The 13,410-nt window shown below is 67.0% G+C and carries 11 protein-coding genes; 10 read left to right on the top strand and 1 reads right to left on the bottom strand.

Translation table 11 applies throughout. The features are described 5' to 3' along the window. The first annotated feature begins 120 nt into the window (after positions 1-120). The gene (locus IBX53_RS11310) at positions 121-360 is read left to right on the top strand and encodes a hypothetical protein (protein ID WP_290909239.1); all 240 of its coding nucleotides are present in this window, start codon (positions 121-123) and stop codon (positions 358-360) included. A gap of 127 nt (positions 361-487) precedes the next feature. Here IBX53_RS11310 and IBX53_RS11305 read toward each other — a convergent pair whose 3' ends face one another. After that, positions 488-1,774, bottom strand: a complete 1,287-nt coding sequence (locus IBX53_RS11305) for an aromatic ring-hydroxylating dioxygenase subunit alpha (RefSeq protein ID WP_290909237.1) — start codon at positions 1,772-1,774, stop codon at positions 488-490. 323 nt (positions 1,775-2,097) lie between these two features. Between IBX53_RS11305 and IBX53_RS11300 the strand changes: the two genes are divergently transcribed. The 9 genes from IBX53_RS11300 to IBX53_RS11260 all read left to right on the top strand — a co-directional run. After that, entirely contained in the window at positions 2,098-3,204 is a 1,107-nt protein-coding gene (locus IBX53_RS11300; protein ID WP_290909235.1) for a hybrid-cluster NAD(P)-dependent oxidoreductase, read from the top strand. A gap of 213 nt (positions 3,205-3,417) precedes the next feature. Further along, a complete protein-coding gene (locus IBX53_RS11295; protein WP_290909233.1) occupies positions 3,418-4,455 on the top strand; it encodes a GlxA family transcriptional regulator in 1,038 nt (345 codons plus the stop codon). Between the two features lie 307 nt (positions 4,456-4,762). Continuing rightward, positions 4,763-6,067 carry a serine hydroxymethyltransferase gene (gene glyA, locus IBX53_RS11290; protein ID WP_290909231.1) on the top strand — a complete coding sequence of 435 codons (1,305 nt, stop codon included), beginning with the start codon at positions 4,763-4,765 and terminating at the stop codon, positions 6,065-6,067. A 49-nt stretch (positions 6,068-6,116) separates the two neighbouring features. Further along, entirely contained in the window at positions 6,117-7,367 is a 1,251-nt protein-coding gene (locus IBX53_RS11285; protein ID WP_290909229.1) for a sarcosine oxidase subunit beta family protein, read from the top strand. A 12-nt stretch (positions 7,368-7,379) separates the two neighbouring features. Continuing rightward, a complete protein-coding gene (locus IBX53_RS11280) occupies positions 7,380-7,754 on the top strand; it encodes a sarcosine oxidase subunit delta (protein WP_290909227.1) in 375 nt (124 codons plus the stop codon). Then, the gene (locus tag IBX53_RS11275) at positions 7,751-10,813 is read left to right on the top strand and encodes a sarcosine oxidase subunit alpha family protein (RefSeq protein WP_290909225.1); all 3,063 of its coding nucleotides are present in this window, start codon (positions 7,751-7,753) and stop codon (positions 10,811-10,813) included. Before IBX53_RS11280 ends, IBX53_RS11275 begins: the two co-directional genes overlap by 4 nt. Continuing rightward, positions 10,806-11,456 carry a sarcosine oxidase subunit gamma family protein gene (locus tag IBX53_RS11270; protein WP_290909224.1) on the top strand — a complete coding sequence of 217 codons (651 nt, stop codon included), beginning with the start codon at positions 10,806-10,808 and terminating at the stop codon, positions 11,454-11,456. The genes IBX53_RS11275 and IBX53_RS11270 overlap by 8 nt, the downstream gene beginning before the upstream one ends. Positions 11,457-11,503: 47 nt before the next feature. Continuing rightward, entirely contained in the window at positions 11,504-12,370 is an 867-nt protein-coding gene (gene purU / locus IBX53_RS11265; RefSeq protein WP_290909223.1) for a formyltetrahydrofolate deformylase, read from the top strand. A gap of 37 nt (positions 12,371-12,407) precedes the next feature. Then, positions 12,408-13,410, top strand: a 1,003-nt coding sequence (locus tag IBX53_RS11260) for an L-serine ammonia-lyase (RefSeq protein ID WP_290909221.1), incomplete at its 3' end; no start/stop codon positions are given.

The following is a 13,410-nucleotide window of genomic DNA, read 5'->3' as shown; positions in this document are numbered from 1 at the left end:
ACCTGCTCACCAACCCGGCGCTGGACCCCTTCGGCAAGATCCCCGAGTTCAAGTATGCCGCCTGCCGGTTGAGCCGCGCGGCAGTGGTGGAAAGCGATTGAGACGGTGGAGGACCGCCCTATGATGATCGTCGACCTGGTCGATGACGATGATTTCCGTGATCGCCTGGTGGCGCTGGGGATCCATATCCCCGAGGGGGCCTGCCCCGAGACCTGTGCGCGCCTGGCGCGGCGTTGCCGGGCCGAGGGCGAGGTAGCGGGCCTCGATGAGCTGGTGGGCGAGCTGGAGGAGAAGCGCGAGGTGCTGCTGCCGTCGGTCCGCCGGGCGCTGGAGACCCATCTTCTGCCGCTGATTCGCTGACACTCGGCGACTTCCAGGCCACGATCACCCGCGACCATGGCGCCTGGCCGCCAATGACAGGGCCCCCGGCGGTATCCTGAACTGACCCCCAATAGTTGGACGGTTCATTCAGCCGGCGCCCAAGGCCTCAGCCCTGCACCACATTGAGGTGCGGGGCGGTGTGGCCCAGGTTCTCCAGCAGCCGCTCGCCGTACCAGTCGATGAAGTCGATCACCCCGAACTCGTAGGTCTCGGAGTAGGGGCCGGGCTCATAGGCCTTGGAGTTAATGCCGCGCTGGTTCTCCTCGGCCAGGCGCCGGTCCTGGTCGTTGGTGGCGTCCCACACCCGGCGCATGGTCTCGGTCTGGTAGTCGATCCCCTCCACGGCGTCCTTGTGCACCAGCCACTTGGTGGTGACCAGGGTCTGCTGCGGACCCAGCGGCAGCACCCGGAAGACGATGGCATGGTCGCCCAGGAAGTGGTTCCAGGAGTTGGGTAGGTGGAGGATGCGCAGCGAGCCCAGGTCGGGGCTCTCGATCCGCCCCATCAGCTTCTGGCAGGCCGGTTTACCGTCCAGGGTCATGGACACCGTGCCGTCGAGCAGCGGGGTGCGGGTCAGGCGGTTGCGCCTGCCGAAGCGCTTGAGCTGCCAGGGCACCTGCTGCTCGTCCCAGTCGGCCTGCTTCTTCGCCACCAGCGCCTTGTAGGCCGGGGTGGCGCGAGGGTCGTCGGTGTCGTCGAACTCCTGCAGGGAGTTGAGCAGCTCCGGATGGGCGCCGTTGCAGTGGTAGCACTCGCGGTTGTTCTCGATCACCAGCTTCCAGTTGGCCTGCTCGACGATAGTGGACTCCACCGCCACCTTGGTGTTCTCCATGTCGTAGGGTTCGAGGTAGTGATTCAGGGTGGCCAGGAAGTCGTCGACGGCCGGCGGCTCCTCGGAGAGGCTGATGAAGATAAAGCCGCCGCCGGTCTTCACCTGCACAGGCTTGAGGCCATAGGCGGTGAGGTCGAAGTTTTCGCCCATGTCGCTGCCGGCGAACAGCAGACGGCCATCCAGCTCGTAGGTCCACTGGTGATAGGGGCAGACCAGCTTGGCGACCTTGCCCTTGTCGCTGACGCAGAGCCGGGAACCGCGATGGCGACATACGTTGTGAAAGGCATGAATCCTGCCATTATCGCCCCGCACGATGATCACTGGGTTGTCGCCCACGTCCAGGGTCATGTAGTTGCCCTTGGCGGGAATCTCGCAGGTCATCCCGGCGAACAGCCACTCCTTCTCGAAGATCTCCTGCATGTCCAGGGCGAACAGCCGGGCGTTGTTGTAGAAGGGTTGGGGCAGCGAGACGTTGCGCTGGCGGTTGACCAGCATCTCGACGGTGGTCTCGCGGGCCGGTGCCAGGGGGTCATCCAGACGGGCGGGCGACTTGGGATCCATGGAACGCTTCCTCGGTAGGGGCCGCGATGGCGGCTGTGGGGTTGTTGGAGTGAGAGGCGTCGCTGCGAGATGCGCATGACGGTCGGCATGCGCGTTTTCATGGAGTGTGCAGCAGCCCGCCAGCTCCGGGTTGTCTGGCGGCGACGGATGACGATGCCAGGGCGACACCGGTTGCGGCGGTCGAGCCCATGGATGGATGGCAGAGGTATGTCAGTGTCGGTGGCAGGCAAGTCGCGGCACATCAGCCTGCGCAGAATGCGCACAACGGCAACCGGTAGTACCGCAGCCGGAGACCTTTAAGCTGCAGCCCGGGTGATACGATAATGACAACGAGCTTTCTCAACCCCGTCACGACCCAGACCTGGACCAACGGCCGTCACCTGGTGCGCTGCGTCAAGGTGATCCAGGAAACCTGGGATACCCGCACTTTCTGCTTCATGGCCGAACAGCCTGTGATGTTCTTCTTCAAGCCTGGGCAGTTCGTGACACTGGAGTTGGAGATCGATGACCAGCAGGTGATGCGCTCCTACACCATCTCCAGCTCACCGTCCGTTCCCTACAGCTTTTCGATCACCGTCAAGCGCATCCCGGGGGGACTGGTCTCCAACTGGCTGCATGACAACCTGAGGGTCAACGACGATCTGGCCGTCCATGGGCCGGTTGGCAACTTCAATATCATTGACTATCCCGCCGACAAGGTGCTGATGCTTTCCGGTGGTGTCGGGATCACCCCGCTGATGTCCATGGCGCGCTGGCTCTTCGACACCAACGCGGCCGTGGACCTGCAGTTCGTGCATAGCGCGCGGACGCCCCGCGACATCATCTTCCATCGGGAACTCGAACACATCTTCTCGCGTATTCCCGAGTTCAGCCTGCACATCGTCTGCGAGCGCAGCGACGAGCTGGGGGATGCCTGGGCCGGTTTTCGCGGCTACCTCGGTCTGGCGATGCTCGAGCTGATGGCGCCGGACTTCATGGACCGCGAGATCTTCTGCTGTGGCCCCACGCCCTACATGGAGGCCATCAAGCAGCTGCTTCGGGCAAACGACTTCGACATGGCGCGCTACCACGAGGAGTCCTTCGGTGCCACGCCGTTGGCTATCCAGGAGGAGGTGATCGAGCACGTCGAGCTGGCCGAGGCCGAGGCCGAGGAGTTCGATCTTGCCGAGATGATCAGCGTTGAGTTCAGCCAGTCCGGCAAAAGCGTGCGCATTCAGCCCGGCGAGACAGTGCACTCCGCCGCCGCCAAGCTCGGCCTGCACATTCCCAAGGCCTGCGGCATGGGGATCTGTGGCACTTGCCGGGTGCCGCTCACCTCCGGTCAGGTCGGCATGGAGCACAACGGCGGCATCACCGACGAGGACGTCGCCGAGGGCTACATCCTCTCCTGCTGCAGCAAGCCGCTGGGTGACGTGGTGGTGGAGTACTGAGACCTGCCCCCAGGGCAGCGTTTCGAGCGTATCGCCGCGGCGGCGTCCAGCCGCTCCGCGCCAGCAGAGTGTCGACCGCCAGGGGGAAACCCCTGGCGAATTCGGCGTCGTTCATGGAGCGTTGTCGTCGACCGGCATCGGGTCGAGGCGTTCTGGTGGTGCTGTAGTGATGAGCGCGATAGGCTAAGGGCACGACTGATATCAGGAGCCGCCATGAGCCACGCCTCCCGGAGCGAGCCCCTCTCCGTCGGCTTCGTGCTGCTGCAACGGTTCACCCTGCTGCCCTTCGCCGCCTTTGTCGACTGCCTGCGCTTGGCTGCTGACGAGGGGGACCGCAGCCGCCAGTTGCGCTGCCACTGGACCTTCATGACCAGCGCCGGCCAGGAGGCTTCCTCCAGCTGCGGTGCCGCCATCTCGCCCTGCCTGTCGTTTCGAGACCCCACCGAGTTCGACTATATCGTGGTGATCGGTGGGGTGCAGGACGTGCGCGATCGGACGGATTCCACCGCCCTGGCCTATTTGCGCCAGGCGGCGGATGCCGGGGTGCCGCTGGTGGGCCTGTGTACCGGCGTCTTTGCCCTGATCCAGGCGGGATTGATGACGGGGCGCCGTTGCTGTGTTAGCTGGTATCACCATCACGACATGATGCAGCGCTTCCCTGCCATCCAGCCGGTGGCCGACCGCCTGTTCATCGACGACGGGGATCGGCTCACCTGTGCGGGCGGGGCGGCAGCGGCGGATCTGGCCGCCTATCTGGTCGAGCGCCACCTGGGCAAGGCCTGGGCCATGAAGAGCCTGCATATCATGCTGCTCGATGAGGCCCGCGCCGGCACCCAGCCCCAGCCTCAGCCGGTGGTGTTCGGCAAGGTCGAGGACCGCCTGGTGCGCCGCGCCATCGCCGTGCTCGAGCAGCACCTGGGCGAGGCGATCTCCATGGAGGCGCTGGCCGAGCGGGTCGGTACCTCGCGCCGCAACCTGGAGCGTCGCTTTCAGGAAGCCCTGGGCGTCGGGCCTCAGAAGTTCGCCCGCGACCTGCGGCTGCGCTATGGCGTGTGGCTGCTCCACTACACCGGCAAGAGCATCACCGAGATCGGCGAGCGCTGCGGGTTCGCCGATACCGCCCACTTTTCGCGCCACTTCCGCAGCGCCTTCGGCATGACGCCGTCGGAGATGCGCAAGCGTGCCGGCGAACCCGGAAGCGATCGCGTCGACCCCTTCTTCCTGCATGTCGAGGGCCGCCGGGCCCTCTGAGGCTCCCATGGCTGAACCCCGCCTCTCCCCTGGCGTCAGGCTGAGTGTCATGCCCTCCGCGTGAGGCGCCACCCTGCCCGCTCAGGCAGGCGTGCGGCATTCCGGCGTGTCCCCGGCGTTCCGGAAGTCTGTCGCATCTGTTCAATTCATTCTCGCCACCCTGGTCTTTAATCACCCTGTAGCCGGAAGCGCTGTACAGCGGTTATCCGCGTATAAGGATTTCAAATTTTTCATGCGGGCGGGTCACCGATAGATTCGAGGCACAACCTGCCCGCCACGTCACTACCGATAACAACAGGAGTCAGTCATGAACCAGGTTTCTCTCGCCGCCTTCGATTCCCAGGTCGCCGCCGCCATCGCCGATGAGGTGCTGCGCCAGGAGGTGCACGTCGAGCTGATCGCTTCCGAGAACTACGCCAGCCGTGCGGTGATGGAGGCCCAGGGCACCCAACTGACCAACAAGTACGCCGAGGGCTACCCGGGCAAGCGCTACTACGGCGGCTGCGAGTACGTCGACGTGGTCGAGCAGCTGGCCATCGACCGCGCCTGCGACCTGTTCGGCGCCGACTACGCCAACGTCCAGCCCCACTCCGGCGCCCAGGCCAACGCTGCGGCCTTCATGGCCCTGGTCAAGCCGGGCGACACCATCCTCGGCATGAGCCTGGCCCACGGCGGCCACCTGACCCACGGCGCCGCGCCGAACTTCTCCGGCAAGCACTACCACGCGGTGCAGTACGGCCTGAACCCCGAGACCGGCGAGATCGACTACGAGGAGGTCGAGCGCCTGGCGCGCAGCCACAAGCCCAAGCTGATCATCGCCGGCTTCTCCGCCTACGCGCGGGTGGTGGACTGGCGGCGCTTCCGCGCCATCGCCGACGAGGTGGGGGCCTGGTTCATGGTCGACATGGCCCACGTGGCAGGCCTGGTTGCCGCCGGCCATTACCCGAGCCCGATCCCCCATGCCCACGTGGTCACCACCACCACCCACAAGACCTTGCGCGGCCCGCGTGGCGGCCTGATCCTCTCCGCCCACGGCGATGCGGACCTCTACAAGAAGCTCAACGGCGCGGTCTTCCCGGGCCAGCAGGGCGGCCCGCTGATGCACGTCATCGCCGCCAAGGCGGTGGCCTTCAAGGAGGCTATGAGCCAGGAGTTCGTGCAGTACCAGCAGCGCGTCATCGACAACGCCCGCGCCATGTCCGGGGTGTTCGTGGAGCGCGGCTATGACGTGGTCTCCGGCGGCACCGACGATCACCTCTTCCTGGTGTCGCTGATCAAGCAGGGCGTCACCGGCAAGGACGCCGACGCGGCACTCGGCCGCGCCCATATCACCGTCAACAAGAACGCCGTGCCCAACGACCCCCAGAGCCCCTTCGTCACCTCCGGCCTGCGCATCGGCACTCCGGCGGTGACCACCCGCGGCTTCGATGCGGCCGAGTGCAGCGACCTGGCCGGCTGGATCTGCGACATTCTCGATGTGCTCGCCGAGCAGCGCAACAGCGATGCCGTGGAGGCCGAGGTACGCGAGAAGGTGGCCGCGCTCTGCGAGCGCCATCCGGTCTACGCCACCGCCTCCAGCGAAGCCCCGGCACGCGAAACCGCCACCGCCTGAACCCCGTGGAACCGGCCCCGTTCGGCGGGGCCGGTCGAGGAGAGACGAGATGCAACGCTATTCAGGATTCGGGCTGGCCAAGCACACGCTCAGCCACCATGAGAACTGGGAGCGCCAGTGGCGCAATCCCACGCCGAAGAAGCAGTACGACGTGATCATCGTCGGCGGCGGCGGCCACGGCCTCGCCACCGCCTACTACCTGGCCAAGGAGCACGGCATCACCAACGTGGCGGTGGTGGAGAAGGGCTGGCTGGGCGGCGGCAACACCGCCCGCAACACCACCATCGTGCGCTCGAACTATCTGTGGGACGAGTCGGCGGCACTCTACGAGCACGCCATGAAGCTGTGGGAGGGGCTCTCCCAGGACCTCAACTACAACGTGATGTTCTCCCAGCGCGGCGTGATGAACCTGGGCCACACCCTGCAGGACATGCGTGATATCCAGCGCCGGGTCAACGCCAACCGACTGAACGGCATCGACGGCGAGGTGCTCACCCCGGAGCAGATCCAGGAGATCGTGCCGATCATGGACTGCTCGAAGAACGCCCGCTATCCGATCCTCGGCGCCTCCTGGCAGCCGCGGGCCGGCGTGGCGCGCCACGACGCCGTGGCCTGGGGCTATGCCCGGGCCGCCGACGCCCTCGGCGTCGATCTGCTGCAGAACACCGAGGTCACCGGCTTCAAGATCCGCGACGGCCGCGTCTACGGGGTGCACACCAACCGCGGCGACATCGAGGCGAAGACCGTGGGCTGCGTGGCGGCGGGCAACTCCGGCGTGCTCGCCGGGATGGCCGGCTTCCGGCTGCCGCTGGAGTCCCACCCGCTGCAGGCGCTGGTCTCCGAGCCGCTCAAGCCGATTCTCGATACGGTGGTGATGTCCAACCACGTGCACGGCTACATCAGCCAGACTGACAAGGGCGACCTGGTGATCGGCGCCGGCATCGACGGCTACAACGGCTACGGCCAGCGCGGCAGCTACCCCACCGTGGAGCACACCCTGCAGGCCATCGTCGAGATGTTCCCGATCTTCTCGCGGGTGCGCATGAACCGCCAGTGGGGCGGCATCGTCGACACCTGCCCGGACGCCTGCCCGATCCTCTCCGCCACGCCGGTGAAGGGGCTCTTCTTCAACTGCGGCTGGGGCACAGGCGGCTTCAAGGCCACCCCCGGCTCCGGCCACGTGTTCGCCTGGACCCTGGCCAAGAACCAGGCCCACCCCCTCGCGGCGCCGTTCTCCATCGACCGTTTCCACACCGGTGCTCTCGTCGACGAGCACGGTGCGGCCGGCGTGGCTCACTAAGGAGGCAATCCCATGTTTCTCATCTACTGCCCCTACTGCGAGGAGCACCGCGAGGAAGAGGAGTTCCATCCCAAGGGCCAGGCGCACATCGCCCGCCCCGCGGATCCGGAGGCCTGCTCCGACAAGGAGTGGGGCGACTACCTCTTCTTCCGTGACAACCCGCGCGGCATCCACCACGAGCTGTGGGTGCACGCCGTCGGCTGTCGTAAGTTCTTCAACGTCACGCGCAACACCGTGAGCTACGAGATCCTAGAGAGCTACCGGGTCGGTGAGCAGCCGCGCTTCACCGCCGAGCACCCTGAAGGCCGGCCGGTCGAGACAGTGGCCGCCGAGAACGTCACCGCCAAGGCGGAAGTGGTCGAGCGTCAGGAAGGAGTCAAGGCATGAGCCAGTCCCTGAATCAGCCGAATCGTCTCAACGAAGGCGGGCGCATCGATCGCTCCCGCCGGCTTACCTTCACCTTCAACGGCAAGCGCTATCAGGGCCATGCCGGCGACACCCTGGCCTCGGCGCTGCTGGCCAACGGGGTGGATATCGTCAACCGCAGCTTCAAGTACTCGCGCCCCCGCGGCATCGTCGCCGCCGGCGCCGAGGAGCCCAATGCGCTGGTCCAGCTGGGCAGCAGCGAGGCGGCCCAGGTGCCGAACGTGCGCGCCACCCAGCAGGCGCTCTTCGACGGCCTGGTGGCACGCAGCACCAACGGCTGGCCGAACGTGCAGCGCGACGCCATGAGCCTGGTGGGCAAGCTGGGCGGGCGCTTCATGCCGCCGGGCTTCTACTACAAGACCTTCATGGCCCCGGCCTCCATGTGGATGACCTACGAGAAGTTCATCCGCAAGGGCGCGGGCCTGGGCCGCAGCCCCATGGAGCGCGATCCGGACAGCTATGACCACCTCAACCAGCACTGCGACCTGCTGGTGATCGGCGCCGGCCCCGCCGGCCTTGCCGCGGCGCTGACCGCCGCACGCGGCGGCGCCCGGGTGATCCTTTGTGACGAACAGGAGGAGCTGGGCGGCTCGCTGCTGGACAGCCGCGAGCTGCTCGACCATCAGCCCGCCGCCCAGTGGGTGCAGCGTGTGGTGGAGGAGCTTGCCGGGCTCGATAACGTCACCCTGTTGCCGCGCACCACCGCCAACGGCTACCACGATCATCATTTCGTGACCCTGCACGAGCGGCGCACCGAGCACCTCGGCGAGACCGCGCCGCTGGTCGACGGCGTCCGACCCTCCCGGTCGCGGATGCATCGCGTGCGCGCCGGCCAGGTGCTGCTGGCCACCGGCGCCCACGAGCGGCCGCTGGTCTACGCTGGCAACGACGTGCCGGGCAACCTGCTGGCCGGCGCCGTCTCCACCTATATCCGCCGCTACGGCGTGGTGTCGGGCGACCGGCTGGTGCTCTCCACCAGCAACGACCACGCCTATCGCGCCGCGCTGGATTGGGATGACGCCGGCCGCGAGGTGGTGGCCATCGTCGATGCCCGCCAGGCGCCGGACGGCGAGCTGGTGGAGCAGGCCCGCGCCCGCGGCATCCGCATCATCGAAGGCACCGCGGTGATCGAGGCCAAGGGCAGCTCCCGCGTGAGCGGCGCACGCGTGGCGACCATAGATGCCCAGGCGTTCAAGGTCACCGGCCAGGCCGAGACGCTGCCCTGCGACACCATCGCCAGCTCCGGCGGCTACAGCCCGGTGATCCACCTGGCCTCCCACACCGGCGCCCGTCCGACCTGGAACGACGAGATCCTCGGCTTCGTGCCCAGCCTGCTGAAGGGCGTGCATGCCGCCGGCAGCGCCCGGGGGATCCACGACCTGGCCGAGGGGCTGGCCGACGGCGTGGCCAAGGCGTGCGAGGCGCTGGCCGCGCTGGGCCGCACGGCCCAGGCCATCGAGCTGCCTCAGGTCGACGCTCGCCGCGAGGGCAAGGCCTGTGCGCTCTACCAGGTGCCCCACGAGAAGCCCACCCTGCGTGCGCCCAAGCAGTTCGTCGACCTGCAGAACGACGTCACCGCGGCGGCCATCGAGCTGGCCACCCGCGAGGGCTTCGAGTCCATCGAGCACGTCAAGCGCTACACCGCCATGGGCTTCGGCACCGACCAGGGCAAGCTCGGCAACATCAACGGCATGGCCATCGCCGCGCGCTGCCTGAACAAGTCGATTCCCGAGGTGGGCACCACGGTATTCCGGCCCAACTACACCCCGGTGACCTTCGGCGCCATCGCCGGCCGCCACTGCCGTGACCTCTTCGACCCCGAGCGCTACACCGCCCTGCACCAGTGGCACGTGGAGAACGGCGCCGAGTTCGAGGACGTGGGCCAGTGGAAGCGCCCCTGGTACTTTCCACAAGTACGCCCCGACGCCGTGAACGGCGAACGCGAGAGCATGGCGGAGGCGGTGGCCCGCGAGTGCCTGGCGGTACGCGAGAAGGTCGGCATCCTCGACGCCTCGACGCTGGGCAAGATCGACATCCAGGGGCCGGACGCCCGCGAGTTCCTGGCCCGCATCTATACCAACAAGTGGGAAAAGCTGGCCGTCGGCAAGTGCCGCTACGGGCTGATGTGTCGCGACGACGGCATGCTGATGGACGACGGTACCACCAGCTGCCTGGGCGAGAACCACTTCCTGATGACCACCACCACCGGCGGCGCCGCGGGGGTCATGGAGTGGCTGGAGCTGTGGCACCAGACCGAGTGGCCGGAGCTCGACGTCACCTTCACCTCGGTGACGGACCACTGGGCGACCATGACGGTGACCGGGCCCGAGGCGCGCAAGCTGCTGGCCGAGATCACCGATATCGATCTCGCTCGCGACAGCTTCAAGTTCATGGACTGGCGCGAGGGCAGGGTGGCCGACATGCCGGCGCGGGTCTTCCGCATCTCCTTCACCGGCGAGCTCGCCTACGAGATCAACGTCCAGGCCAACTATGCCCTGCACGTCTGGAAGACGCTGTTCAAGCACGGCGAGAAGTACGGCCTGACCCCCTATGGCACCGAGACCATGCACGTCCTGCGCGCCGAGAAGGGCTTCATCATCGCCGGCCAGGACAGCGACGGCTCGGTGACCCCGGAGGATCTCGGCATGCAGTGGGCGGTCGGCTACGACAAGCCCTACTCCTGGGTGGGCAAGCGGGCGCTGTCGCGCTCCGATACCCGGCGCACCGACCGCAAGCAGCTGGTGGGCCTCAGGCCGAAGGACCCGTCGGTGGTGCTGGAGGAGGGCGCCCAGATTGTCTTCGACCCGGACCACGCCATCCCCATGCCCATGGTGGGCCACGTGACCTCGAGCTACTACAGCCCGACCCTGAAGAGCGGTTTCGCGCTGGCCGTGCTCAAGGGCGGCCACTCGCGGATGGGCGAGACCGTCTACCTGCCCATGGCCGACGGCAAGACCCACGCCGCCGAAATCGTCAGCCCGATCTTTGTCGACCCCAAGGGAGAGCGCCAGCATGTCTGAGCAAACTGCCACCTGGTTCAACCTCTACGACGCGCGCCCCGAGGCCGAGGTGCCGGCCGAGTCCCCGCTGGCCTGGTCCTACCACAGGACCGGCCGCCCGGCGGTCAGCCAGAAGAGCCGTGTGGTGCTGCGCGAGCGCGCCATGCTGGGCCACCTGATCCTGCGCGGCGGGGCCATCGTCCTCGACGAGGCCGTCCGCCAGGTGCTCGGCTTCGGCCTGCCGGGACGCCCCAACACCCTGACCCATGACGACGGCGGCGAGCGCTCGATCCAGTGGCTCTCCCCCGACGAGTGGCTCGTGATTGTCCCCGGCGGCGAGGAGTTTGTCCTGGAGGGCCGGCTGCGCGAGGCCCTGGGCGACGCCCACTACGCCATCGTCAACGTCAGCGGGGGCCAGACCCTGATCGAGATTGAGGGCGAGATGGCCCGGGAGCTCTTGATGAAGTCGACGCCCTACGACGTGCACCCGGATGCCTTCCCGGTGGGCAAGGGGGTCACCACGGTGTTCGCCAAGGCCAACTTGATCCTGCGTCGGCCCGGCGAGGAGCGCTGGGAGCTGGTGCTGCGCCGCAGCTTCGCCGACTACTGCTACCGCTGGATCCTGGACGCCGGCGCGGCATACACCATCGGCGTCGAGTCCTGACAGCCACGGGGTCGGCTGCTGCTGGCCCCGTTTCGGAGAAACACGAGATGCAAGACAACAACAATCGCTGGATTCTGGTGGCTCAATGTCCGAGCCGACTCGGCACCGTGGACGTGGTGACCCGCTTCCTCAAGGAGCGCCGCTGCTACATCACCGAGCAGCACTCCTTCGATGACCGCCTGAGCGGCGGCTTCTTCATCCGCACCGAGTTCCGTCCCGAGGCGGAAGGGTTCGATCAGGCGGCCTTCGAGGCCGGCTTCGCCGAGCGCGCCGCCGAGTTCGAGATGCACTTCGAGCTGACCGCCCCGGGTACGCGGATGCCGGTGGTGATCATGGTCTCCAAGGCCGATCACTGCCTCAACGACCTGCTCTATCGCTACCGCATCGGCCAGCTGCCGATCGACATTCGCGCCATCGTCTCCAATCACCCGGACCTGGCCCCACTGGCGGAGTGGCACGGCATTGCCTACCACCACTTCCCGATCACCGCCGAGACCAAGGCCGAGCAGGAGGCGAAGGTGTGGGCGGTGGTCGAGGAGACCGGCGCCGAGCTGGTGATCCTCGCCCGCTACATGCAGGTCCTGTCGAGCGAGATGTGCGAGAGGCTCAGCGGCCGCGCGATCAATATCCACCACTCGCTGCTGCCGGGCTTCAAGGGCGCCAAGCCCTACCACCAGGCCTACGACAAGGGCGTGAAGCTGGTCGGCGCCACCGCCCACTACATCAACGACGACCTCGACGAGGGGCCGATCATCACCCAGGGCGTCGAGCCGGTGAGTCACGCCGACTACCCGGAGGACCTCGTCGCCAAGGGGCGTGATATCGAGTGCCTCACCCTGGCCCGGGCGGTGGCCCTGCACGTGGAGCGTCGCGTCTTCCTGCACGCCAAGCGCACCGTGGTCTTTGACCGCTGATCCTGACAACAACAACCGTTTTCGAGAGTGACAAGCCATGCCAATCAGCGTCTTCGATCTGTTCAAGGTCGGCGTCGGGCCGTCGAGCTCCCATACCGTGGGTCCCATGCGGGCCGCCTTCGACTTCGTTGGCGAGCTCAAGGAGCGTGAACGGCTCGAACAGGTGACTCGCCTCGAGGTTCAGCTCTTTGGCTCCCTCTCCGCCACCGGCATCGGCCACGGCACCGATCGCGCGGTGATCATGGGGCTGATGGGCGAGCGGCCTGACCGCATCGACCCGGAAGTCATCGCCCCCTGCATCGAGGAACTGCAGGCGTCCGAGGCGCTGCGCCTGGGCGGCCGTCATAGCGTGCCCTTCCTGTGGGCCCGTGACATGCAGTTCCACCCTGACAGCCTGCCCCACCACCCCAATGCCATGCGGCTGATCGCCCATGGCCATGGTGGCGAGCTCTACTGCAACACCTACTACTCGGTGGGCGGCGGCTTCGTCATCGACGAGGCCCAGGCGGCCGAGGGCGACTTCGACGCCGATGCGGCCCAGTTGCCCTACCACTTCCAGACCGCGGCCGACCTGATGCGCATGTGCCGGGAGAGTGGTCTGCGGATCAGCGAGCTGATGCTGGAAAACGAGAAGGTGTGGCGCAGCGAGGCAGAAGTGCGCGCCGAGCTCTGCAGGATCTGGCAGGCCATGAAGGACTGTGTGGCCAAGGGGCTGAAGGCAGAGGGCGTGCTGCCCGGTGGGCTCAATGTTCGCCGGCGCGCCCGGTCGCTGCACCAGCGAATGCAGGATACCAGCGACGATGACTCGCTGATCGCGACGACCATGTCGGCCATGGACTGGGTCAACGTCTATGCCCTGGCGGTCAACGAGGAAAACGCCGCCGGCGGACGCATGGTCACCGCCCCCACCAACGGCGCCGCGGGCATCATCCCCGCGGTGCTGCACTACTACATGCAGTTCCGGAAGGGGGCCAGCGAGCGCGATGTGGTGGACTATCTGCTCACCGCCGGGGCGGTGGGGATCCTGTGCAAGAAGAATG

Origin of the sequence: Halomonas sp. (assembly GCF_014859505.1) — a bacterium.
GTDB lineage: Bacteria > Pseudomonadota > Gammaproteobacteria > Pseudomonadales > Halomonadaceae > Halomonas.
This window is presented reverse-complemented; position numbering and strand designations above follow the sequence as displayed.

Bases quoted from the DNA above. Each gene is read 5' to 3' on its own strand.
- IBX53_RS11310 (WP_290909239.1), top strand. From the start codon at position 121: ATGATGATCGTCGACCTGGTCGATGACGATGATTTCCGTGATCGCCTG.
- IBX53_RS11305 (WP_290909237.1), bottom strand. From the start codon at position 1,774: ATGGATCCCAAGTCGCCCGCCCGTCTGGATGACCCCCTGGCACCGGCC.
- IBX53_RS11300 (WP_290909235.1), top strand. From the start codon at position 2,098: ATGACAACGAGCTTTCTCAACCCCGTCACGACCCAGACCTGGACCAAC.
- IBX53_RS11295 (WP_290909233.1), top strand. From the start codon at position 3,418: ATGAGCCACGCCTCCCGGAGCGAGCCCCTCTCCGTCGGCTTCGTGCTG.
- glyA (WP_290909231.1), top strand. From the start codon at position 4,763: ATGAACCAGGTTTCTCTCGCCGCCTTCGATTCCCAGGTCGCCGCCGCC.
- IBX53_RS11285 (WP_290909229.1), top strand. From the start codon at position 6,117: ATGCAACGCTATTCAGGATTCGGGCTGGCCAAGCACACGCTCAGCCAC.
- IBX53_RS11280 (WP_290909227.1), top strand. From the start codon at position 7,380: ATGTTTCTCATCTACTGCCCCTACTGCGAGGAGCACCGCGAGGAAGAG.
- IBX53_RS11275 (WP_290909225.1), top strand. From the start codon at position 7,751: ATGAGCCAGTCCCTGAATCAGCCGAATCGTCTCAACGAAGGCGGGCGC.
- IBX53_RS11270 (WP_290909224.1), top strand. From the start codon at position 10,806: ATGTCTGAGCAAACTGCCACCTGGTTCAACCTCTACGACGCGCGCCCC.
- purU (WP_290909223.1), top strand. From the start codon at position 11,504: ATGCAAGACAACAACAATCGCTGGATTCTGGTGGCTCAATGTCCGAGC.